The organism is Gammaproteobacteria bacterium, from assembly GCA_013001575.1.
Lineage (GTDB): Bacteria > Pseudomonadota > Gammaproteobacteria > Steroidobacterales > JABDMI01 > JABDMI01.
In genome coordinates, this window is sequence record JABDMI010000091.1 from 1 (window position 1) to 23,202 (window position 23,202).

At 46.4% G+C, this 23,202-nt stretch carries 23 protein-coding genes and 1 tRNA gene; 16 read left to right on the forward strand and 8 right to left on the reverse strand.

Going from position 1 to position 23,202, the window contains the following annotated elements; genetic code table 11:
• Together HKN88_07725 and HKN88_07730 are read right to left on the reverse strand one after the other, a co-directional pair.
• Window positions 1–254: ABC transporter permease (locus HKN88_07725; GenBank protein ID NNC97948.1), on the reverse strand; the 254-nt coding region annotated here is incomplete at its 3' end.
• Window positions 251–1,189, reverse strand: coding sequence for an ABC transporter ATP-binding protein (locus HKN88_07730; protein NNC97949.1), 939 nt, complete (start codon window positions 1,187–1,189; stop codon window positions 251–253). The genes HKN88_07730 and HKN88_07725, both read right to left, overlap by 4 nt.
• Before the next feature lie 175 nt (window positions 1,190–1,364).
• Between HKN88_07730 and mscL the strand changes: the two genes are divergently transcribed.
• The 5 genes from mscL to HKN88_07755 all read left to right on the forward strand — a co-directional run bounded on the left by mscL (window position 1,365) and on the right by HKN88_07755 (window position 6,694).
• Window positions 1,365–1,778, forward strand: coding sequence for a large-conductance mechanosensitive channel protein MscL (gene mscL, locus HKN88_07735; protein ID NNC97950.1), 414 nt, complete (start codon window positions 1,365–1,367; stop codon window positions 1,776–1,778).
• Window positions 1,779–1,940: 162 nt separating this feature from the next.
• Window positions 1,941–2,420, forward strand: a complete 480-nt coding sequence (gene rraA / locus HKN88_07740) for a ribonuclease E activity regulator RraA (GenBank protein NNC97951.1) — start codon at window positions 1,941–1,943, stop codon at window positions 2,418–2,420.
• Entirely contained in the window at window positions 2,417–3,361 is a 945-nt protein-coding gene (locus HKN88_07745; protein ID NNC97952.1) for an aldo/keto reductase, read from the forward strand. Before rraA ends, HKN88_07745 begins: the two co-directional genes overlap by 4 nt.
• Before the next feature lie 19 nt (window positions 3,362–3,380).
• Entirely contained in the window at window positions 3,381–4,838 is a 1,458-nt protein-coding gene (locus tag HKN88_07750; GenBank protein NNC97953.1) for a glycerol-3-phosphate acyltransferase, read from the forward strand.
• Window positions 4,835–6,694 (forward strand): S9 family peptidase, encoded by a 1,860-nt coding sequence (locus HKN88_07755; protein ID NNC97954.1) that lies wholly within the window; start codon window positions 4,835–4,837, stop codon window positions 6,692–6,694. The genes HKN88_07750 and HKN88_07755 overlap by 4 nt, the downstream gene beginning before the upstream one ends.
• On the opposite strand, the gene HKN88_07760 is transcribed toward HKN88_07755, so the two are convergent.
• Complete coding sequence (locus tag HKN88_07760) at window positions 6,691–7,377, reverse strand: alpha/beta hydrolase fold domain-containing protein (protein NNC97955.1); 687 nt, start codon at window positions 7,375–7,377, stop codon at window positions 6,691–6,693. The genes HKN88_07755 and HKN88_07760 overlap by 4 nt on opposite strands.
• Window positions 7,378–7,461: 84 nt before the next feature.
• On the opposite strand from HKN88_07760, the gene HKN88_07765 reads away from it, so the two are divergent.
• Both HKN88_07765 and polA read left to right on the forward strand, forming a co-directional pair.
• A complete protein-coding gene (locus tag HKN88_07765; GenBank protein ID NNC97956.1) occupies window positions 7,462–7,683 on the forward strand; it encodes a lipoprotein in 222 nt (73 codons plus the stop codon).
• A gap of 23 nt (window positions 7,684–7,706) precedes the next feature.
• On the forward strand, window positions 7,707–10,496 hold the full coding sequence (gene polA / locus HKN88_07770) for a DNA polymerase I (protein ID NNC97957.1): 2,790 nt from the start codon (window positions 7,707–7,709) through the stop codon (window positions 10,494–10,496).
• A 294-nt stretch (window positions 10,497–10,790) separates the two neighbouring features.
• Here the strand turns inward: polA and HKN88_07775 are convergent, their stop codons facing one another.
• Window positions 10,791–11,426 (reverse strand): YihA family ribosome biogenesis GTP-binding protein, encoded by a 636-nt coding sequence (locus HKN88_07775; GenBank protein ID NNC97958.1) that lies wholly within the window; start codon window positions 11,424–11,426, stop codon window positions 10,791–10,793.
• Window positions 11,427–11,650: 224 nt separating this feature from the next.
• On the opposite strand from HKN88_07775, the gene HKN88_07780 reads away from it, so the two are divergent.
• Entirely contained in the window at window positions 11,651–12,322 is a 672-nt protein-coding gene (locus HKN88_07780; GenBank protein NNC97959.1) for a cytochrome c4, read from the forward strand.
• A 102-nt stretch (window positions 12,323–12,424) separates the two neighbouring features.
• On the forward strand, window positions 12,425–13,300 hold the full coding sequence (locus HKN88_07785) for a thiol:disulfide interchange protein DsbA/DsbL (GenBank protein NNC97960.1): 876 nt from the start codon (window positions 12,425–12,427) through the stop codon (window positions 13,298–13,300).
• 95 nt (window positions 13,301–13,395) lie between these two features.
• Here HKN88_07785 and HKN88_07790 read toward each other — a convergent pair whose 3' ends face one another.
• The 3 genes from HKN88_07790 to HKN88_07800 form a co-directional block, all read right to left on the reverse strand.
• Window positions 13,396–14,598, reverse strand: coding sequence for a L,D-transpeptidase family protein (locus HKN88_07790; protein NNC97961.1), 1,203 nt, complete (start codon window positions 14,596–14,598; stop codon window positions 13,396–13,398).
• Window positions 14,599–14,656: 58 nt separating this feature from the next.
• The gene (locus HKN88_07795) at window positions 14,657–15,676 is read right to left on the reverse strand and encodes a tetratricopeptide repeat protein (GenBank protein ID NNC97962.1); all 1,020 of its coding nucleotides are present in this window, start codon (window positions 15,674–15,676) and stop codon (window positions 14,657–14,659) included.
• A gap of 383 nt (window positions 15,677–16,059) precedes the next feature.
• Window positions 16,060–16,136: transfer RNA gene (locus HKN88_07800), tRNA-Arg, on the reverse strand.
• Window positions 16,137–17,101: 965 nt separating this feature from the next.
• On the opposite strand from HKN88_07800, the gene HKN88_07805 reads away from it, so the two are divergent.
• The 7 genes from HKN88_07805 (at window position 17,102) to HKN88_07835 (ending at window position 22,847) form a co-directional block, all read left to right on the forward strand.
• Window positions 17,102–17,866, forward strand: coding sequence for a DUF3450 domain-containing protein (locus HKN88_07805; GenBank protein NNC97963.1), 765 nt, complete (start codon window positions 17,102–17,104; stop codon window positions 17,864–17,866).
• Window positions 17,867–17,868: 2 nt separating this feature from the next.
• Window positions 17,869–19,254 (forward strand): energy transducer TonB, encoded by a 1,386-nt coding sequence (locus HKN88_07810; GenBank protein NNC97964.1) that lies wholly within the window; start codon window positions 17,869–17,871, stop codon window positions 19,252–19,254.
• 138 nt (window positions 19,255–19,392) lie between these two features.
• A complete protein-coding gene (locus HKN88_07815; GenBank protein ID NNC97965.1) occupies window positions 19,393–19,839 on the forward strand; it encodes a MotA/TolQ/ExbB proton channel family protein in 447 nt (148 codons plus the stop codon).
• 103 nt (window positions 19,840–19,942) lie between these two features.
• Entirely contained in the window at window positions 19,943–20,347 is a 405-nt protein-coding gene (locus tag HKN88_07820) for a biopolymer transporter ExbD (GenBank protein NNC97966.1), read from the forward strand.
• Window positions 20,348–20,375: 28 nt separating this feature from the next.
• Entirely contained in the window at window positions 20,376–20,792 is a 417-nt protein-coding gene (locus tag HKN88_07825) for a biopolymer transporter ExbD (protein NNC97967.1), read from the forward strand.
• A gap of 62 nt (window positions 20,793–20,854) precedes the next feature.
• Window positions 20,855–21,517: an energy transducer TonB gene (locus HKN88_07830; GenBank protein ID NNC97968.1), complete on the forward strand. Its 663-nt coding sequence runs from the start codon at window positions 20,855–20,857 to the stop codon at window positions 21,515–21,517.
• Between the two features lie 25 nt (window positions 21,518–21,542).
• Window positions 21,543–22,847, forward strand: coding sequence for a hypothetical protein (locus tag HKN88_07835; protein ID NNC97969.1), 1,305 nt, complete (start codon window positions 21,543–21,545; stop codon window positions 22,845–22,847).
• A gap of 85 nt (window positions 22,848–22,932) precedes the next feature.
• On the opposite strand, the gene HKN88_07840 is transcribed toward HKN88_07835, so the two are convergent.
• Window positions 22,933–23,202 (reverse strand): DUF2855 family protein (locus HKN88_07840; protein ID NNC97970.1); only part of this gene is annotated, 270 nt, incomplete at its 5' end.

Below are 23,202 nucleotides of genomic sequence, written 5' to 3' on the forward strand. Positions count from 1 at the left end.
GACGACACCACATTGCCATAGGAGTTACTGATGACCGACATCATAATCAGGCCAGGCGCAATGTATTGCATGTAATTAAAGCCTTCCATGTTTCCGATGCGTGCCCCGATCAGGGTGCCAAAAATAATGAAATACAAGGTCATGGTAATGGCGGGTGGTAATAAAGTTTGCATCCAGATACGCAATATGCGTTTTATCTCGCGGATCAGGATAGTCTGGAATCCAATCAAGTTTTCTGTCATACGGCTGCTCATGCTTGCGCGCCTCCGTTGTCATTATTCTCTACCAGCCGCATAAACAATTCTTCCAGTCGATTGGCTTTGTTACGCATACTTAACACATGCAAACCTTTTTCGCTGAGGGCGGCGAATAATTCATTAATACTGCGGTCTTTGGTAATGTCCACCTCAAGAGTGTGTTCATCGATCAGTCTCAAGGTGTAGTCGTGAGCAATGTCGGGAACAGAATGTATCGCCTCGCGTAAATTCAAGACAAAGGTTTCGATCTGTAATTGCTTAAGCAGCGCCTGCATGGAAGTGTTTTTTGCAATTTTGCCATGATCGATAATGGCGATATTTTTACACAAGGATTCCGCTTCTTCCAGATAATGGGTAGTCAGAATGATGGTGGTGCCGGCTGCATTGATATTATTCATGAATTCCCACATCGAGCGTCGAATCTCAATGTCCACACCCGCGGTTGGTTCATCCAGGATCAATAGTCTGGGTTCGTGCACCAATGCCCGAGCGATCATCAAGCGACGTTTCATGCCGCCGGATAAACTACGCGAGATCTGGTCTTTTTTCTCCCACAAGTGCAGCTCTTTTAAGTATTTTTCTGCGCGTTCCTTGGCCAGGGGTCTCGGAATGCCATAAAAACCGGCCTGATTGATGACGATGTTCCAGCAGGTCTCAAACTGGTTGAAATTAATTTCTTGTGGCACCAGACCGATGCAAGATTTTGCCGCTTCCAGTTCGGTGTCGATATCGTGTCCAAAGACACTGACTTTGCCAGAGGATTTATTCACCAGTGAAGTGATAATGCCGATCGCTGTGGTTTTGCCGGCGCCATTGGGCCCGAGTAGGGCAAAAAAGTCACCCGCGGCCACTTCCAGGTCTATGCCTTGCAAAGCCTGCACGCCATTTTTATAGGTTTTCTTGAGTCCGCGAATACTGAGTGCGTTCATGATGGTTAAATACTTTAGAAATTTTGAAAATACGGTCTAGGCTGGTTTTCGCAGTGCATCATAGCATGCCCATTGCGCGCTTTAACTTGTAAAAATGTATTAAATCCGGGTAAAAAAATTGCTTTTCCAAGTCTAGCCACACATAATCCAAGAGTTTTTTAATCACTGGGGAGTTGGAATGTTAAAAGAATTCAAAGAATTTGCGATGAAAGGCAATGTCATGGACATGGCCATTGGTATTATCCTGGGCGCAGCCTTCGGCAAAATTGTGGCGTCATTTGTTAATGACGTGCTGATGCCGCCAATCGGCATGGCTCTGGGTGGTGTGAATTTCACCGATCTTGGCGCGGTATTAAAAGAAGCCGAAGGTGAAGCTGCCGCGGTAATCGTCAAGTATGGTTCTTTTATACAAACCATTATCGACTTCCTGATCATTGCTGGCACCATCTTTATCGTGGTCAAGATCATGAACAATGCCAAACGCAAAGAAGAAGAGGCTCCGGCGGATCCAACCACCAAGTCATGCCCAAAATGCATTTCCGAGATTCCTATTCAGGCGACCAAATGTGCGCATTGCACATCTGATGTATAAATACTGAATTTATATGAGCATTCAAACGGCCACATCACTGATGTGGCCGTTTTTTTGTCGGTTAAATAATAATCGGCTTTTCCCGGCGGCCTTACCGCGCTCAAGATAGAATCAATATTTGTTACACTTAAGCTTTCAGAATGCAAATCTCAGGACTTGCCAATGAGTATTCCAACCGCTGACCTGTGCGATCAATTTATTGACGAACTCCAAGTTGCTGAGTCCTATTTAATCGGTTTTGGTGGCAAAGAAATGTTTGGTGGCGAGATCTATACGGTTAAGGTTTTTGATGACAACGTTTTGGTCAAACAGACTTTAGCGTCTCCGGGAAAAGGGCGGGTCTTGGTTGTTGATGGAGCGGCATCCAATTACTGTGCCTTGATGGGTGATAACCTTGCTACTCTGGCCATGCAAAATGACTGGGCCGGTGTGGTGATCAATGGTTGTATACGCGATGCCCGACAGATCGGGGAAATGGATGTCGGGGTCTATGCGCTGGGAACTTGTCCGCGCAAAAGCCGCAAAGCCGGTGAAGGTGATGTGCAAATACCGGTAGCCTTTGCTGGAATCCTTTTCAAGCCGGGGCATTTTTTGTACGCCGATGAAGACGGTATTGTGGTGGCCGAACGAGATTTGTCATGAGCGGCCGACGTCAATTTCTACAGGGCATTGGTGCCGGATTGTTAGGACTGGGCTTGCCCGGCGCGTTACAAGCAGTCACAAAAACTCCGATTGCCGACGCCGGTTTTTTTCGTCATATCCCTAAAACCGCAGAAACCATTCCAGTCATCGGCCTGGGCACATCAAGAACCTTTCATGTTGATATAAATAATAAAAGCGCCATGCAGCAACGCATGCTGGTGGTTAAAACCCTGCTCGAGCAAGGCTGCAGCATGATTGATTCGTCTCCGATGTACGCCAATGCGGAAGAAGTGATTGGATTGTGTCTGGACCAGATATCACAAGATCTGCAAGAAAAAGTGTTTTCCACCAGTAAGGTCTGGAGCTTGCGTTTGCAAGATGGTATCCGGAAATACGCTGAATCAGAGACACTGTGGCGCGAAAAACAGTTTGATCTGATGCAAGTGCATAACTTATTGAACCTGAGTAAAACTCTGGCCCTGTTGCAAAAATATAAAGCCGAAGAACGCGTGCGGTATATTGGCGTAACCACATCACACCGGCGTCGACATAAAGATATGCTTGAAATAATGAACACCCAAGACATTGACTTTGTGCAGTTCAGTTACAACATAGACAACCGTTTGGCTGAAGAAAAATTATTCCCGGCGGCGCAAAAGAACCGGCTTGCGGTTATTATCAACCGGGGCTTTCAGACCGGCTATTTATTTGAACGGGTTGCGGATAAGGACTTACCGGATTGGGCAAATGAGATCGGTGTACAGTCTTGGGCGCAATTCTTTTTGAAATTCATTATTTCTCATCCGGCAGTCACAGTGGTAATCCCGGCCACGCGTAATCCGGCGCATATGCTGGAAAATATTCATGCAGCACGCGGGCCTTTGCCGGATAACAAAATGCGCCATGAAATGATTCGATATTTTGACTCTGTCGCCCGTTGATGCATGAGATCGCTCGCTAATGACTAATACAATTTCCATTCCCTTATGGCTGGTGATCATCGGTTCGGTGTTTGCGGTTATTGCTTTTTTTAGTCATTTCTTATTTCCCAGTGTGCGCTGGTTTTTTCGCCGTAGTACAAACAAAGCGATTGATACCGCGAATAAACGCTTGCCATTCAAACTCCCGAATCTCACGTTAACCAAGCGCCAGGTACTGATCGAACGTCTGGTGTACGACACTGATGTGATGCAGGCCGCGACCTTACACAGCCAGTCCAGCGGCGAACCTATGAGCGTGACCATGGAAAAGGTCGAACGCTATGCTAAAGAGATCGTTCCTACGTTTAATGCCAAAGTGTATTTTCAGTTTGGTAACTGGATCTGCAAAAAAATACTGCAATTGTTGTATCGGGTGCGTCTGGGTTACAGCGCAGAAGAAAAACTCGCCAATCTTGATGACAAGTCCAGCATAGTTTTGGTCATGAATCATCGCAGCAATGTGGATTACATTCTGGTGGCTTATCTGGCTATGCAACAAACGGCCTTGAGTTACGCGGTGGGTGAGTGGGCCAGAGTGTGGCCTTTGGAACCCCTGATCAAATCCCTGGGCGCGTATTTTGTCCGGCGAGGCTCGGGTAACCCCTTGTATCGTCGAGTACTCGAACGTTATGTGCAAATGGCGGTCGAGGGCGGTGTGGTGCAAGCTGTGTTCCCGGAAGGTGGTTTAAGTCGTGATGGCAATTTTCGTGAGCCCAAGATCGGTTTACTGGATTACATGTTGCGACACTATGATCCGGACGGTGAACGCGACATAGTCTTTGTTCCAGTCGGCCTGAATTACGACCGCGTATTGGAAGACAAGAATCTGCTGAGTGAGAATGATCCAAATGCAGTTAAACGCAGTGGTCGTTCCGTGGTGTTCACGACCATCAAATTCGTGTTTAAAAATTTCTGGCTGATGCTGCGCAAAAAATGGTACCGCTTTGGTTATGCCGCCGCCAATTTCGGCGAACCATTCTCACTCAAGGCCTATTTGGCTGAGAATGAATGGAAGCCCAAAGAACTGGAGCGTGAGCAACGCATTGAGCGGGTGCAGGATCTGGCGGATGATTTGATCGAACAAATCGCGGGAGTGGTCCCGGTGTTGCCCGTCTCATTGGTCGCCACGGTTCTTAGTCAAAAACCGGAAACCGATTTTTCATTTGAAGAATTGCAAAACGAGGTGGATTATCTGGCCGAGCAATTGCGCACGCATCACGCACATGTTTACGTGCCACGCCAGGACCCGGAATATGGTTTTGAAGTCGGATTACGTATGCTGGTTTTGCGTGGTCTGGTTCTGGAAATGGGTGAAGAGCATGGGCATACGGAAAAATCCTATCGTATGAATCCGGAGCAAAGCGCCGTGGTCGAATATTATGCCAACACCATCCGCTATCTGGTGGAAAGATCCAGACCCAACGAATTGATCGCATGAAAAAACACATACCCATACCGGCAGCCAAGGTTGCGGCTGGCAAAGTTCGCTTATCGCAATTATCGGTTTCAGAAAATAAGATCTATTGGCTGGAATCCAGACCGGAAGACAAAGGACGTACCGGAATCAAGTGCTGGTCACAAAACCGGATTATCGATCTATTGCCCAAGGATTTTTCCTGTCATAGCAAAGTGCATGAATACGGCGGCGGCGCGTATTGCATTGTGAATGGTGACGCGTTTTTTGTGAATGCCAAGGACCAACAAGTGTATGTGCTTGTTGAAGGGCAGTCGCCCAGACAACTCACCTTAAAGCCGGATCAGCGCTATGCCGATATTGCGTATTGCGGGAACTGGAATGCACTTATTGCGGTGTGTGAGGATCATGATCCGGTCAGTACCTTTGGTGAGACAAAAATCGAAGGAGAGCCTGACAACTATCTGGTTGCGATCGATTGTGAAACCGGGCATGTTGAGCCCATTGTCAAAGGCGCCGATTTTTATTCAAGTCCTCGCGTGAGTCCGGATGGCGAAAAACTTCTGTGGCTAGACTGGAATCATCCCAACATGCCCTGGGATCACAGCAAGCTCTGGATTGCGGATATTCAAGAGAAGTACGAACTGGATAATCCAGAACGTATTGCAGGCAATGAGGTCGAGGCAGTCGTGCAACCGGAATGGTTTGGAGAAAATATTCGCTTTAATACCGATCGCAGCGGCTGGTGGAATGTATACGAATTCTCTGCCGAAACTGGATCGACAATCCAGCTTTATTCAGACGAGAAAGAATATGCCCGCGCGCCCTGGGTCTTTGGGCTAAGTAATTATGCCAGTCTGGACGATGGCCGGATGATCGGGTTTACGGAGTCGAATGGCGAACATCAACTCTATCTGCTTGATCCGGTAGCTCAAACCAAAAAGAACCTCTTGCCGCAATTTAATAATGTGGAATCGATAGTTGCTGCAGGCAATGACGTTTACCTGATCGCCGGGAGCGCTGCGAGCAATCAAAGCGTCTGGTTTTATGACATCACAAGTGAAAAACTTACCGCCTTGTCATCCATTCCCGACAGCGAATTTGTAATATCACGTGCGCAAAGTATTTCGTTTCCAACTTCCCATGAGCAGATGGCCCACGCTAATTTGTATCTGCCCGATTCAGTGTCCAGTGACCTGCCGCCTTTAATGGTCAAATGTCACGGCGGACCCAGCGGGGTGGCGCTAAAAGGTCTGGACTGGAAGATCCAGTTTTGGACCTCGCGCGGATTTGCGGTTCTGGATGTGAATTATCGTGGTTCAACCGGATTTGGTCGCGAGTATCGTAATTCCCTGTACGGTCATTGGGGCGAGTACGACGTGGACGATTGTCTGGCCGGCATTGAATATTTGATCGAGCGTAAACTGGTGGATCCCGAAAAAATCGTTATTACCGGCGGCAGTGCAGGGGGTTATACCGTTCTACGTTCTTTGATCGTGTCAAATTTATTTGCCGCGGGCACTTCGTATTATGGTGTGGCGGACCTCAAAACTCTGGTGGGCGATGATCATAAATTTGAATCGCGTTATCTGGAAACCTGTATCGCGCCACTGGCCACTCACCCGGAGCGATACGATGAATTATCACCCATCAATCATATCGATCAGATCAATAACCCAATGTTGTTTTTTCAGGGATTAAAAGACAGGGTGGTGCCACCGCATCAAACTACGTCGGTGGTTGCGGCCTTAAAGAAAAAAGGCAATCGCGTTGAACTGGTGGAGTTTCCCGAAGAAGCCCATGGCTTTCGCCGGGCGGAAAGTATTATTAGGTCTTTGGAGACCGAGTATGGGTTTTATAGGGAAGTATTTGGGAACTAATTTTTGGTAAGGCGCTCCTTGATATATTCACCAATCGCCAGAATCTCTTCCATGCACACCTGATGTTGCATCGGATAATCTGTCCAGTCTATTGCCTGACCTTGCTGTTTTAAAAACTCATAAGAATGTTTCCCAAACTCGTAAGGCACCACCGGGTCATAGGTGCCATGCACCATCATTACGGGTGTGAACTGGTTCGCGTCGTGCTTTTCTTGTAAATAATCATCATGCAAGGGCAGGTAAGTCGAGAGCGCAATGATCCCGGCGAGTTTGTGCGGATAGCGCAGGGCCGTGTGCAAGGCCAAGGCGCCGCCTTGGGAAAAACCGGCCAGAAATATCCGCTCATAGGCGATGCCTTGTGCCAGCTGGGTTTCAATCAGGTGCACGATTTTTTCGGCATTGGCGCGAATTCCGGCCTGGTCTTGCGGCGCGCTTCGGTCAATACTGAAAATGTCATACCAGGCGCGCATCACATAACCATTGTTCAAAGTGACCGAGATCATGGGCGCATGCGGAAAAATAAATCGCACATTCAGGTCTTCAGGCAAATCCAATTCCGGCACGATGGGGACAAAATCATTGCCATCAGCGCCCAGGCCGTGTAACCAGATAACCGCAGCGCTTGGATTTTCGCCAGTTTCAACAATGATTAATTCCAGATCTTGTTTTACTTGTTCATTCATAACTTGCTCGTGTGCAGGGGGACTGGGTTACAATTCTGTTTTGCCTGTTTTGGCAGGCACGCAGTATAACATTCGAGATTTTCCATGACCCGTGTTCAAAAATACTTCGCCGTGTTTGGGGCTTTATTCGGCTCACTTATGTTGCTCGGCGCCTGTGGCTTAAAGGGCGATCTATACCTGCCCGAGTCCAAACCGCAAATTGTAGACAGCAGCCAAAATGACAATGCCATCAGCCAGGAAGAAACCCCGGCAGATTCAAGTTCAAACCGGCAAGAGACAGAACAAACTTCAACGCCCCCTCAGTAAATACACCACAGTAAAAACACAGCATGAAAAAATCCTATGATCTGGTTCTGGTAGACGGCTCCTCGTATTTGTACCGGGCATTTTTTGCCTTGCCACCCTTAAGCAATAAAGACGGCGAGCCCACCGGGGCGATGTTTGGCGTGGTGAACATGTTGTATAAATTGATGGACGATTACCCGAGTGAACAGATCGCGGTGGTTTTTGATGCCAAGGGCAAAACATTCCGTCACGAGATGTACGATCAATACAAAGCCACACGTCCGCCGATGCCGGATGACTTGCGTACCCAGATAGAACCGTTGCACAAAATTATCCAGACCATGGGCTTGCCTTTAATCAAAACCCCGAACGTGGAAGCCGACGACGTGATTGGAACGCTGGCCATGCAGGCCAAGGCCGAGGGTAAAAAAGTCTTGATCTCCACAGGAGATAAAGACATGGCCCAGCTGGTGGATGAGGATATTCAGCTCATCAATACCATGAACAATGTCTTGATGGATGCCGAAGGCGTGGTAGAGAAATTTGGTGTACGACCCGACCAGATCATTGATTACCTCGCTTTGATGGGAGATAAAAGTGACAACATCCCAGGGGTGCCTAAGGTCGGTCCGAAAACCGCAGTGAAGTGGCTAATTGCCTACGATTCTGCCGCCGGCATAATTGAAAAAGCCGACGAGATCAAAGGCAAGATCGGTGAAACCCTGCGTGACAATATCGACATGCTCAAGCTCTCGCAGTCACTCACGGTCATCAAAACCGATGTAGACAAGATCGAAATGGAAAATGAGGGCGAATTACGCTTGACGGCGATCGAGCCAGATGTGGAAGAGTTGCAGCAATTGTTTACTCAGTACTCTTTCAAGTCATTGCTCAAAAAACTCGAACTCGGCACCTTGCCGGGACTCGCTTCCAAACAAGACTCTAGCCAAAACCTTAGCCAAGATATTTCACCGGACCAGGATGAAACAGAGGCTGGCCAATCAGCGCTATCCAAGACCCCAACAACTGTCGATTACCAAACCATTCTGGATTACAAACAATTCAACCAATGGCTTGAACGCTTGCAAAGCTGTGAACAATTCGCATTTGATACCGAGACCACCAGTATTGATTACATGCAAGCTGAAATTGTCGGTTTGTCTTTTGCCATAGAGCCGGGTGAAGCGGCCTATGTCCCGCTGACCCACAGTTATATGGATGCACCCTTGCAGTTGAATAAAAAAACAGTCCTGGGTGCGCTCAAGCCCTTGCTTGAGTCTGGCGAAATAAAAAAATCAGGACATCATCTGAAATACGATGCGCATATCTTGCGCCATGAAGGCATTGAGCTAAATGGTATTGGCGATGACAGTATGCTGGCCTCGTATGTGTTGAATTCCACCGCCACGCGCCATGACATGGATTCCGTCGCGGGTAATTACCTGGGTGTGGATACTATTCATTACCAGGACATTGCCGGCAAAGGAAAAAAGCAATTAACTTTTGACCAGATCAGTCTGGAACAGGCCGGACCATACGCGGCCGAAGATGCAGACATCACCTTGCGACTTTCGCAAACTTTGCGTGAACAACTGGAAAAGATTCCGGAGTTGTTGTCGGTTTACGAAACCATCGAACTCCCGCTGGTGCCAGTCTTAACCGACATGGAACACACCGGCGTGGTTTTGGATAAACAGATGCTCGCCGACTTGTCGCACGAATTCGGCGAGACCATGCATACACTGGAGCAAAAAGCCTACAAGCTGGTCGGACATGAATTTAATTTATCCTCACCCAAGCAGTTACAGGAAATTCTGTTTGAGCAAATGGAATTACCGGTGATAAGAAAAACGCCTAAAGGTCAGCCATCTACGGCCGAGGATGTACTGCAAGAACTGGCATTGGATTACGAACTGCCTAAAGTCATTATCGAATATCGCACCATCAGTAAGTTGCGCTCAACCTATTCCGAAAAACTCCCAACCCAGATCGATGCCGATACCGGTCGAGTGCACACCTCATATCATCAGGCTACGGCTGCAACCGGTCGCTTGTCTTCATCCGATCCTAATTTACAAAATATTCCGATTCGTACCGCGGAAGGACGCCGTATTCGCCAGGCCTTTATTGCGCCAAAAGATTTTGTTTTGTTAGCGGCGGATTATTCGCAAATCGAGTTGCGCATTATGGCGCATTTATCCCAGGACGAAAGTTTGTTACACGCTTTTAATAATGACCTGGATGTGCATGCGGCGACTGCGGCCGAAGTGTTTGACGTGGCACTGGACAAAGTCAGTAAGGATCAACGGCGTTCCGCCAAGGCAATTAATTTCGGACTCATCTATGGCATGTCGGCCTTTGGGTTGGCCAAACAGTTGGGCATTGGACGCAAAGAGGCCCAGACTTATATCGATGTGTATTTTGAGCGCTATCCGGGTGTTAAACGCTACATGGATGAAACCCGCCTGCAAGCCAAGGAGCAGGGCTACGTTGAAACCGTATTTGGCAGACGTTTGTATTTGCCCGAGATCAATTCGCGTAACCATCAACGCCGCCAATACGCCGAACGCTCGGCAATCAATGCACCGATGCAAGGTACGGCGGCCGACATCATCAAACTCGCGATGTTGAATGTGCATGACTACCTAAGTGACAAACAAGACCAGGCCAAATTGATCATGCAGGTTCACGATGAACTGGTACTGGAGGCCCATAAGAAGCATCTTGAAAAAATACAAGCCAAGATCATCGAGTTGATGTCGGATGCAGCAGAGTTATCTGTGCCATTGCGCGTGGATGCTGGTGTTGGTGATAATTGGGACGAGGCGCATTAAGCCCACCCAAACCGCAAACTTGCTTGCTGTGTAAGTGACAGAATGGAATGAAGATCAGCTTGCATTGCACACTGGGCATTGCTGGACTCTGTCTGGCCCAAAATACTCATAAATCATTGATTTTATTAAAAATAAATCTCTGAACTAATTAGGATTACAGGCCTCAAATAACTATGCGCACAGTGATTTGCGCACGTCCGCCTCCCTCCCTGGGCGGACAAGCCGGTATCCCCAAAGACCGGTTGCCTACTTGGCCCCGGCAATTGCCGGGGCTTTTTTATTTACAGGATTTTGTTATCCCGAAAAATTTAAAAAGTCGGGGCTTGAAACATCTACCTGTAACAACTCTAGGATCTTCTTCTGCGCCTCGCCCAAGCCTTGTTTATTTAAAGCCGAGAACAGTTGCACCGTGGCCATATCCCCAACCGCATTCTTAACTTTCATTAAGGTGCTTTTTGCGGCACCACGTTTTAGTTTGTCGGACTTGGTAAGTAATATATGTACCGGAAGATTATCGTAATCGGCCCATTCGAGCATTTGTTCGTCAAATGGTTTTAACGGATGGCGTGCGTCCATGATCTGGATCAGGGCTTTTAGAGAGTCACGTTTTTCAAAATACGTTTGCATTAACTGCTGCCATTCTTGTTTGACCTTGGGTGGGACTTTGGCAAAACCGTATCCGGGCAAGTCGACCAGGCGTTTGCCCTCGGTGATCTCAAAAAAGTTTACTAACTGAGTGCGTCCGGGAGTTTTAGAGGTGCGCGCAAGATTGCTTGTTTCGCACAAGGCATTGATCGCCGAGGATTTGCCCGCATTTGAGCGTCCTGAGAAGGCGATTTCTGCGCCACTATCCGGGACAAAGCCATTTTTACCAGCGGCACTGGTCAAAAATTGGGTCTTTCGCAAGATTTGTGAAGCCTGTTTGGACATGATTTTCCTGTTTTGCGCCTTGCCTTTTGAGCATGGCAGCGATTTATAGCGGGATAGTGTAAAATACGCGGCGATAAAGAGATAGCAACTTGGGCAAATTAGTTGTTTTCTCAAGCGCTGGAAAAGCCTGTTATTCAAGCATCCAGCCAAGCAGTTCAAACCGAAAAAACTCACCAGGGCGAGCTCTGGTTAAATACAGTACAGGTTATTTTATGAAGCACATCATGTCGTCAAGCAAATTTTTCTTACCTCTATTAGTGGCCAGTTTGGCCCTGGCTTCCAACTCTTACGCGAGTGACGTAGCTGATGATCATGGCGAAGAAAAAGTCATGCATGTTGAAAAAGAGCCATTTGGCGATGTTGCCGCCGGTAAACAGAAAGTCGGCACTTGCGCGGCATGTCACGGCAATGATGGCAACAGTACCAATGCGGATTGGCCAACATTGGCGGGTCAACATCCGGAATACACGTATGAACAATTGCTTATGATCAAAGATGGCAGCCGCAGTGCACCGCTAATGGTCGGCCAATTGACCAACAAGAACGACAAGGACCTTAAAGACATTGCCGCCTATTATGCTTCTCAGGAGACCAAACCTGGCAAGGCCAGTAAAGAATTAGTTGATCATGGTCAGTCAATATTCAGAGGTGGTAACACCGAGACGGGTGTACCTGCGTGTGCTGCTTGTCATGGAGCTAATGGAGCGGGTATCCCGATGTCAAAATATCCCGCCATTGCGGGCCAGCAGCCGGGCTACACTTTGAAAGCATTAAAAGATTACGCCAGTGGTGCTCGCAAGGGAAATGCGCAGCAAAAGATCATGAAAGAAGTAGCAGCATTGATGAGTGATGAAGAAAAAGCAGCCGTAGCGGATTACATTCGCGGTTTGCAATAAGCAGACTTCCAATCTTAAATTGAACTGAAGACCGACTGGTTTGTCCATTAAGCACATTACCGATTCTTGTTGACCCACAAAAACATCGCACCGGGAAACATTATGCAAACACCAATCAATTCTGCCTTGAAATGGCGCACATTTTTTCTAACCTTGTTCCTGGTAAGTTTTACCACGCTGGGCTGTTCTGCAAAGGAAGCCGATACTTCAAACTCTGCATCAAAAACATCTACACAGGCACAAGCGAGTGAAGACCAAAAGCAAGCTGAAAACGCTGGTGCGACTGATGCCCAGGACGAGCATGCAGGTCATGCTCATGACAAGGCCCCAGATGTCATGGGCGATTACCAGCCGGTCTTCAAACAAGCCAGAGAGGCCGTGCTCACCAGCCTGGCAAGTAATCCCAATGATTTTGTTGCAGGCGTTCACTATGATGAATTTCCTGCACGCCAACCACGCGTAAACTCAGGTGAAAAAATTGAAGTTGTAGAATTTTTTTCGTATGGATGTCCGGCGTGTTTTAACGCTGAGCCTTACATGCACAGTTATTCTGAAGTACTGGGCGACGATGTGGAATTCATTCGTATACCGGCAAGTTTTAATGCAAGTTTTGAAATACTGGCACGTGCATTTCATGCAGCAACGGCACTAGGCGCAGATGAAGCGGCGCATATTGCCATGTTTGATGCAATTCATATTAAAAAACGTCAGGACCTGATGACCAGTGAAAAAGCCTTGGCGAATTTCTATGCCCGCTATGGTGTGGATAAAGACAAGTTCCTCAAGACTCTGAATTCGTTTTTTGTTAATACCAAAATTGATCAGGAACGCAAACTTGCACAGACTTATCAGGTCAGCGGGGTACCAACTGTTGTTGTGAATGGCGCTTATCGTACCGGCGGACGTAAAGCAGGCTCATACAATGCCTGGAGTCAAATACTGGCACACCTGGTGGAAAAAGAGCGCCAACTAAACTAGAAAATATAAGCTAGTTAATATTTTCAATCGCACAAATAAAAAAAACGTCGATCAAAGATCGACGTTTTTTTATTCTCTAAATCATTGGCTGCAGCTTAAAGTTTTCGAATAGTTCCTTCATAACTTATACGCCATTGTCCGTCTGGCTGTTTTTTCCAATATTGCTGTTTTAAGGCGCGCCCCTTGTAGTTGTCGCTGGTGTATTCTTGTTCGAACTCAACTTGAACCATGTCTTTTTCACCAGGATAGCCATAAATTATCGGCTGTCCAACATCAACTTTAATAAACTTCTTGCTGCCATTAACGCGACGTTTATACGCAGACCATGATTCAATATTGTGAGATTTGGATTGAAAGTCTGATGCATAGTGCGACAGGTAATTGTCGGGGTCGCGACTTTCCCAGTCCTGACGCCATGCTTCAATATTCTTGAGTAACTCACTGCGCATGATATCGCGAGCATTGGGGTCGACCCAGTTTTCATTCTCACCAAAGATCACTGGCGCACCAATGGCCAAAAACTGGTCCAGAACTTTAATATCAGCATTTGGCAATGCGACGCAGCCATCACTGTCCTGGGGCGGTCGGCTGTATGTTGCACTGGTCACACCGTGTAACCAGATGCCATCACCAGTGCGTTGTTGCAACAGGTCCCATTGATTCGGGTAGTTGATCGGAAAGGCAACGGGTCCGTAGCGGTCTTCCAATTCGGCATCTTCTAGGCGCGAGGTAATGTGATAAACCCCCAAAGGCGTTCTTTGATCGCCGCGTACTTGTTTACGCGTACCTTGCTTGCCACCAGATGCATAGAAATCATGTTGCAGATTCAATTCGCCGTTTTTTTCCTGTTTAAACAAGAACACGCGCGATAATCCAAGGTCAGCAAACACAATAAACGGGTGATCCTTATTTGGGTTGATGAGTGCCGCCGGTAATTTACCAGCCAGTGATTCACTGACATCGTTCCATTTAACGCGTTGTTTGGCTTCTGCAAACAATCCCATCAAGTCGGTTTGGCCGCCATTACCGATATTGTTCAAATTCAGGGTGCTGCCAGCCTGTGCATTCATGACATCGGCATACAGAATATGGGCCAGTTTAAATTTTGGCCTGTGCTCAAGCAAGGGTTGCAAATGTTGTTGTGCTGATGACATGTTGCCTTGTTGAATATCAACCAACGCCTTGATGACATTGTCTTCCGGATGATTTTTGGCATAACTGCTGGAGGCAACAAAAACCAGGCACAAGCTCAGTATTGATGCAACAAGCGGATTTTTGTTAGCAAGCTTTATTGTCATGTTTTTGTATTAGGGCGCCGGGGTTGCCGATGCCTGAGCCGAATCTGGGATAAAAAAATTATAAAGGTTTGGATTGTTCTCTGACTATTTTCCAGCCACTAGCGGTATTGACCATGCGCAAGGTTTTAATCACTTTGTCTTTATAGCCATCCGACTGGTAATCCTGCTTGAAGGTTGCAGAAACACTTCCGTCACTGTTATTACTCATACGCAGATCACTTACATTGACCAAAATAAAACTTGGTGCCTTGAGTCTTTCGCTACGATATTTGGCCCATGCCGTACGTGAAGCACCACCGACCGGCCGAAAGTTATTGGCGTAATAAGAAAGATATCCCGGCACATCACGCCGTGACCAGGCATCAGCCCATTGCACAATCGCATCACGAACCGCGGAATTGTTAGCTGCTGAGGTATTAGCAGTATCAACCGGGCGCGATGTGTTTGCCGGTGTTGTATTAGCTGGACGTGTGTTAACCGGGCGTGTATTGGCTGGTGTCTGCTGGGCCACAACTTGGCGACGGGCTTCAGGCGGCAATAAAATGTTATCAATCATGCTAAGTTTGATCTCAACCGCACTGCTATTGGGTGGTTGCAGGCTCAAGGCATCGGAATAGGCAATACTTGCACGTTGAGTGTAAATGTCACCCAGGTTTTCATGTGCGGTGGCGTAAGACTTGTTGGTTTTAATCGCTGCACGCAAGGCATCTTCGGCTTTGTCGAATTCTTGTTTGTCGGCCCACAATACGGCCAGATTATTCCAGGGCTCTGGCAATTCCGGAAAATCATTAACCAGTCCAGAATACATTTCAATGGCTTCGTCATGGCGTTTCATGGCTTGCAGTGCGACACCTTTCAGAAAACGGGCCTCAGCATTATTCGGGTCAGCACTAATGTCGCCTTCCAACTCAAGAATCGCTTCTTGGGTACGGCCTTGCTCCAGATATGCCCTGGCCCGATTGAGATCGGCGTGCGCAGTAAATGCATACAAACTTGAAAAGACCAAAGATCCCGCAAGAACAACAAATTTCTTGTAGTAGTTTTTAGCGGTGGAGAGTGGCTTGTGATTGAAGTTCATATTGGTTTTATCCTGACACTATGTAATTAGAATGAGTCTGGCGACTAACCCACGGAATAATAACAAAATTTTTCCTTCATAGCGACGAAAAAGCCGCCACATTGGCTATCTTTATCAAGAAGTTTGGAGATTAGTCAAAATAAGGATGAGAATCCCTGGCAAAGTGGACGTTCTCATCCCGTGGTACGCAAAAAAACCTTGCTTCCAGCAAGGCTTTAATTGGCGCGCCCGACAGGAGCTATTCGGCACATCGTTTGCCTCACCCCTGCGGGGCCAGTGTCGCAAAGCTCCCCCTGTTCAAAATTGTTCCAGACAATTTTGTCGAACCTGAGGTTCTCCTCCCGTCGTATGCAAAAAGACCTTGCTTCCAGCAAGGCTTTAATTGGCGCGCCCGACAGGAGTCGAACCTGTGACCTTCGGCTTCGGAGACCGACACTCTATCCAACTGAGCTACGGGCGCATGTTCAATCAGGGCGCAATTATATAAGACTCAATCTTTCTCGTCTTGAGCAAATTGTGAGAGTGAGCCGACGCAATCGTCAACTCACGAGTTATTAAGTTACTGCTTCATGGGCATTCATCAAGTATGGATGATATCGATTTGATTATTCAGGTAGTTACTATTTAACAGGCCTATGATATTTTTTAGTCCTAGAGCCTTATGTGACTAAATTTCCATAAGATCTGGGGGTAGAATTTGCGCAAGTGCACCAAAAGAAGACTTGGTTGTTGTAATTAGCAAAGTAAAAGCTAATTGCTTAATTGAATTGATGCAGATAATAAATAAATGTTTTTGGTTGCCGTTGCTTGAAGTGACCTGAACCAAAGTAGAAATTGGATTCAGTCTAATTTGTGTACATAATCTATATCAATAAACAAATTATATACAACATGGCTATTGTTAATCATGCAAATGGCATGTTGCTAAAGTGTTAAAAATAAATGATTATTTCTTTTTTCTTGGCAATAACACTTAATAATGGAAATGTTTTTTTGACAACATCACAACAGAGCTACCAATATTGAAATGCGCGATGCTGCGATGCAGCATATAGAGTTGGGACTAATCAAACTTTTTGCAAAGAGCTTATACATTTAAGCTCTTAATTATGCTGAACATTTCTTAATGTGCATCAATAAATTCTCCAGATAAAAATATATTTGCCCAAAACCTGTGGATAGGGTATCTTTCATTGCCCCAGATTCACTGGGATTAGCAAAAATTTGAATGTTCTACTCATTCAATTATTAATAAAGATTATAAAATTTTGGAGTTGTGGCCTAACGGGTTGCTTGGGATCTCTCGTCGGCATTAGTTACATGTGTGACTAACTTTATGCTGATTCATTTGTCCAAGCGGTTTATCATTCTTCAAAGAATTTATTTTAAAATTTAAGAATTAACCATCATCAAGAGATTGTGAACATGCATAAATTACTGAAATCCAGTGTACTTATATTGTCACTGCTAATTAGTTCCTTCCTGTGCGCCGCAAATATTGATCAACTGATCAGAGCCGGCGAAAAGCGCATTGACGAAGGAGCCAGAGCTCAAAAGCAAATCGTTGCAATGGCAGAACAGACCGACGATCTGATCGCTGAATACAAGCAAGCCCTCAAGGTTCTTGATGGTTTGAAAGTCTATAACGACTTGCAAAGAAAGCAGATCGCTAACCAGGAATTGGAAAAAGTAAACCTTAATGAGTCAATTGATAAAGTTGGCAGCATTGAACAACAAATTGTGCCGCTGATGGTGAAAATGGTTGAGTCCTTGCAGACCTTCGTTGCCGCTGACGTGCCCTTTTTGCTGGACGAGCGTACCAAGCGCGTAAATGATCTTGGTGATCTGATGGAAAATCCAAATGTCGCGGATGCCGAAAAGCTCAGAGCTGTACTTGAGGCTTATGGTATCGAGACTGACTTTGGTAACACCATCGAGCGTTACAAACAAAAGATCAGTGTGGGTGGCAATGTTCAGGAAATGAATTTCTTGCGAATTGGTCGTCTGGTTCTGGCCTATCAGTCTGATGATGGCTCGATAACCGGTGCCTGGGATAAAGACAAGGGAGAGTTCGTGGAACTGTCTCCAGCCGATTACAAATCACATATCGCATTTGGATTGAAAGTTGCCGGTAAAGAAATTTCACCCGACCTCTTCATTGTTCCAGTACCAGCTGCAGAAGGAGCATAATAATGAAAACATCTAATACAAATATCCTTAAAAAGCTTGGTTTGAGTGCTGCCGCAGCAGTATTGAGTGTCAGCCTTGCGATGCCAGCCTTTGCTGCCCAGTCCGTCAATCTTGATCAGTTATTGCAATTGGTTCGCCAAGGCGAAGCCCAGGATCGTTCTGAAAATCAACAACGCTTAGCCGAATTTCGCGCTAATCGTAATCAGCAAGCAAACCTTCTAAAGCAGGTCCAATCTCAACAAGCTGCTGCAGAAGCCGAGTCAAATCGCCTTAACCGTCAGTTTGAAGTCAATGACCAGGAAATTATCGATCTCAATCAGAAACTTGATGAACGCCTGGGCGACCTGAAAGAATTGTTCGGGGTTTTACAACAAGCTGCCGGTGACACCAAGGCCAATTTTGATAGCTCGATCACCTCGCCCCAATTTCCCGAGCGCGAAGCGTATATGGCTGACATCATGACCAAAATGGGTCAAACCAGTAAGTTTGCGTCCATGAGCGAGATCGAACAGCTTTGGGCTGAGATGATGAATGAAATGATCCAGTCAGGAAAAGTGGCCAAGTTCACGGCACCGGTAACTCTGACTGATGGTTCAACACAAGATAAAACGGTCACTCGTTTTGGAACCTTTAATGTGGTCGCCGATGGTAAATACCTGAAAATGTCGAATGACCGAACCAACTACATCGAGTTGCCACGTCAGCCACAAAGTCGCTTCAGCAGTAAAGTGGGCGGCGCTGAAAGTGCATCTAGCGGACTGTCACCATTGGCGGTTGATATTACGCGTGGTGGTATCCTCGAGACTTACACCAAACGTCCGACCCTGATCGAGAAAGTCAAGGAAGGTAAAGAGGTGGGTTACGTAATTATCGGTCTCGGTATTATTGGTGTATTGCTCGCGATCTGGCGCTTCCTGGCCTTGATGGGCACCAGTGCTGCAGTTAGTCGTCAGGTGAAAAATACTGACAAGCCAGGCAACAACCCATTGGGTCGTGTGCTTAAAGTTTACAAAGAAAGTGACGACGCCAACACGGAAACGCTTGAATTGCGCTTGAGTGAAGCGGTACTGAAAGAGACACCAAAACTGAATCGTATGTTGTCATTCCTCAAGATCATTGCTGTGGTTGCACCACTGCTGGGTCTGTTGGGAACAGTAACCGGTATGATCAATACCTTCCAGGCAATTCAGCTTTACGGTACGGGTGATCCAAAACTGATGGCTGGTGGTATTTCACAAGCATTGGTTACAACGGTACTGGGTCTTTGTGTAGCGATTCCTATGGTATTCCTGCACTCGATTGTAGCCAGCAAAGCCAAAGGTGTGAGCGAAGTGATCACCCAGCAAGCTGCTGGTATGATCGCCGAACGTGCTGAACAAACAAGTTAATTCTGTCTATTTAACTCATTAACTGGAGAATAAATAGTGGATAAGATTTTTTACTATGTTCCGGCACTGGATTCCATTCGCAGCTTTTTCGAGCTAGGCGGTCCGGTACTGTACTGGATCGCACTGGTGCTGTTCATCATGTGGGCCTGCATATTCGAAAGAATGTTCTATCTCACATCCGTGCACCCGAAAAACGTTAAAGCCGCAATGGATCACTGGAATGCTCGTGAAGATCACGGCTCATGGTATGCCCACCAGGTGCGTGAGCGCATGATCTCGGTGGTCTCTCAAGGCCTGGACAAGCGCGTCGAAATTATTCAAACCTGTGTTGCCTTGTGTCCTTTGCTAGGACTGCTGGGAACCGTTACGGGAATGATCGAAGTGTTCAGCTCCATGTCAGATACGGGTGCGGGCAGTGCTCGAACAATGGCTTCAGGCGTTGCCAAGGCAACAGTTCCGACCATGGCGGGCATGGTAGCCGCCATTTCAGGTGTTGCAGTTGCAGCGTATTTCAAGCGTAAGGCCGCGGCCGAACGCGAAGAATTGGGCGAACATCTGGAACTTGCCGATTGGGAAGGACACTAAGTTTATAAGCCCGGTGAATTATATTCCGGGCCTTGCAAGCTTGTTCACGACATCGTTTGAAAATACCGTTTAAGGTACTCAACAATATTCTGGATCAATACTTATGCGTAAATTTGGAAATAGAGCACTCGAAGAAGAAACAGAGATTGATATCACGCCGATGCTGGATGTGGTCTTCATTATGCTTATCTTTTTTATCGTGACAGCAACTTTCGTTAAACAATCAGGCACCGAGGTCGATAAACCTCTTGCGGTGACTGCTGAGCAAAAAGCCCGAGCAAACATTTTGATCGCGATCGACTCTAACGATATCGTGTGGATGGATGGCGATGTTATTGAGACCACTGCGATTACCGCAACGGTCAAGAAGCTGCGCGCAGAAAATCCCAAAGGCGTTGTGATGATCCAGGCCGATAAATCGTCTTCACATAAAATGTTGTTGGAAGTAATGGAAGGTGCAAAAGCGGCGGGTGCAGAAGAAATTGCAATATCAACCGAAACGTCCTAGACGAATTCAATAATTTTAGGTTAGTACTATGCGTAATAGATTTGGCGGATTAACAGAAGAAGAAGAAACCAAGATTGACATCACCCCTATGCTGGATGTGGTGTTCATTATGCTTATCTTTTTCATTGTGACGGCCACCTTTGTAAACGAATCCGGCTTGAATTTGAACAAACCGGATGTGCCGGTAAATCCGGATCCTCCCAAGAAAGAGGATCAGAATATTCTTGTGCAGATCTACCCCAACGACCACATCTATATTAAAGGCCGTAAATCGGATTTCCGTACAGTTACCGCAAACATCAAACGCCTGAAGTCCGAATACCCTGACGGTGCCGTTGTGATCCAGGCGAGCAAGCGTTCACGCAATGAAACTTTGGCCAAGGTAATTGACTCTATACAGTCTGCGGGTGTGTATAACCCGATCATTGCGCCGAGTACAGAATAGCGAAATAATTTTCACATTGGTGTTAGCGATAATTTGTATACACCATTTTGAGGTAAGTAAACATGTCAAAATCCTTAAATGATATTTTATCTGGCAGTAGTGGCGGCGGATTATCGCGCTTACTACTCGGTGGCGTATTGGGCATAGGAATGGTTGGTGCATTGTTCTGGGCCATGCAATATATGATCGCCACTGGCGCCAAAGCCGAAACAGACGACATCAGCTTTAAGATGCCGGAATTCGTTCGCGCTAAAGTCGATGTGCAGGAAGTGCGCAGACGCAAGCCACCAGAAAAGCCACCACCACCAGAAAAGCCACCCAAACAACCACCACCACCAAAACTGGATAATGTAAAAGCGCAGGCTCAAGCTATTAATGTGTCAGCCACTGCGGTTGAAACCGATGTCGAGCTGAGTGACAGTGGTTTTAATGTTGGTGCTATTGGTGAAGGTGAGTATTTACCGATCGTTAAAATTGCACCAATCTATCCGCCACGAGCAGCTGATCGCGGAGTTGAAGGGCACTGCACGGTTTCATACACCGTAACCAAGCAAGGCACAACGGCGAATCATCGAATTGTGGAGAGTGATTGTACTAGTAGCCTGTTCCACCGCGCTTCAATTAAAGCGGCTACCAAGTTTAAATACAAGCCGACGATTCGCAATGGTGAACCGATCGAGGTGCCAAACGTGAAGAACCGCTTTACCTATCAGTTGGAAGATTAATTCAAGACCTTAATTGGTAATACACATGATGAAAAAATTCTTAATAATTGCACTAGCCACAGGCTTAATAAGTGTCACCAGTATTTGTACTGTGCAAGCCGCGGAAACTAAAGAAACGGTTGCCTTGAGTCCAAAGGTTGGTAAAAAACTTCTTGAGTTACAGGATATGGCGCAAGCCAAACAATGTGCGGCCGCTATTCCACAAGCGCAAAGCATGTTGACCTGGAAAAATGTCACTGGCTATGAAAAAGTGCAAATTTATAACTTTATGGGTTATTGCCATTACACCATGGACAATATGAATGGTGCGATCCGTGCTTACGAGGATGTAATGGCACAGGGTGCTGATGTGCCTCTGGGTATCCAGCAAAGCATTTTGCAAACTTTGAGTTCTTTGTATCTTTCTCAGGAAAATTACTCCAAAGCCCTATCGACCATTGATCGTCTGATGCGAATTGTTCCGGATCCTACGGCTGAATTGTGGGTTTTGAAAGGGCAGGCACATTATCAGGCCGGTCAGTATTCACAAGTTATCAAGCCGATCGATCGTGCAATTCAGATGTACAAGAATCTGGGTAAAAGCCCGAAAGAGAATTGGTTACTGATGTCACGCCACGCCGCGTTTGAGCAAGGTGATTATCGTGCCATGTCTAATTTCATCCGTGAATTAATTCGATATTACCCAAAAGATTCTTATATCGCGCAACTTGCCGGAGCCTATAGCCAGTCAGGCGATAATAAAAAATTCCTCGCACTTACAGAAGTTTTGTATGACGCCGGGTTGAAAACCGACGCTTCAACCATCAAAAACCTTTCGCAACTTTATTTGATTGAAGAGATTCCTTATAAAGCGGCAAAAATTCTTGAAAAAGAAATGAATTCGGGCAGGCTGGACAGAAGTCTGGATAACATGAAACTCTTGGCCAATTCCTGGTTTCAGGCGCGTGAAGACCGAAAAGCGGTGCCGGTCCTGAAACAAGCGGCAGAATCTTCCCGTGACGGTGAAATGTATATCCGCTTGGCTCAGTCATATATGAACCTGGACAACTGGAAAGAGTGCTTGCCAGCGGTTAATAATGCCTTGCAATACGGAGTTAAAAATCGCGAAGCGGCATACACAATGAAAGGCATGTGCCACATTAATCTTGAGCAACTGGATTCCGCCAAAAGCGCATTTGCTCAAGTGGGTGGACGAGTACAGCGTCAATGGGATAGGTACATTGAGAATGAACTCAAGATTCGTAAAAAACTTGAACAAGAGTTGGATATTAAACAGGATTTTCGTAGAGATGAAATACTGGAGAATACCGATACCGATACCGGTAACTGATAGTATTTAGATCAAAATTGAAAAAACCCGGATAATCACATAGATTACCCGGGTTTTTTTATGTCTTAAAGATTCTGTGAAATTGTTAAATGCTGGCGACGTAGCCAATCTCGGGCGGCGGGGATTTGGAAAGTAGTTGTAAATACAATTCACGCACATTATCCACGCCATTCACTTCCTGCATGCTTAACCAGGTTTTCGCTTGTTGAATAAATGCATCCAGGGTCTCGGCGTATTGCTTATTAAATTCAGCATGCCCGTCACGCGCGATACATTTTTGTGCCTGGATCGGGGCAAAAAAGAATTTACCGTGTTTAACCGCTCCGGCTTCATCATCTAACTGGTCATTTTGTAC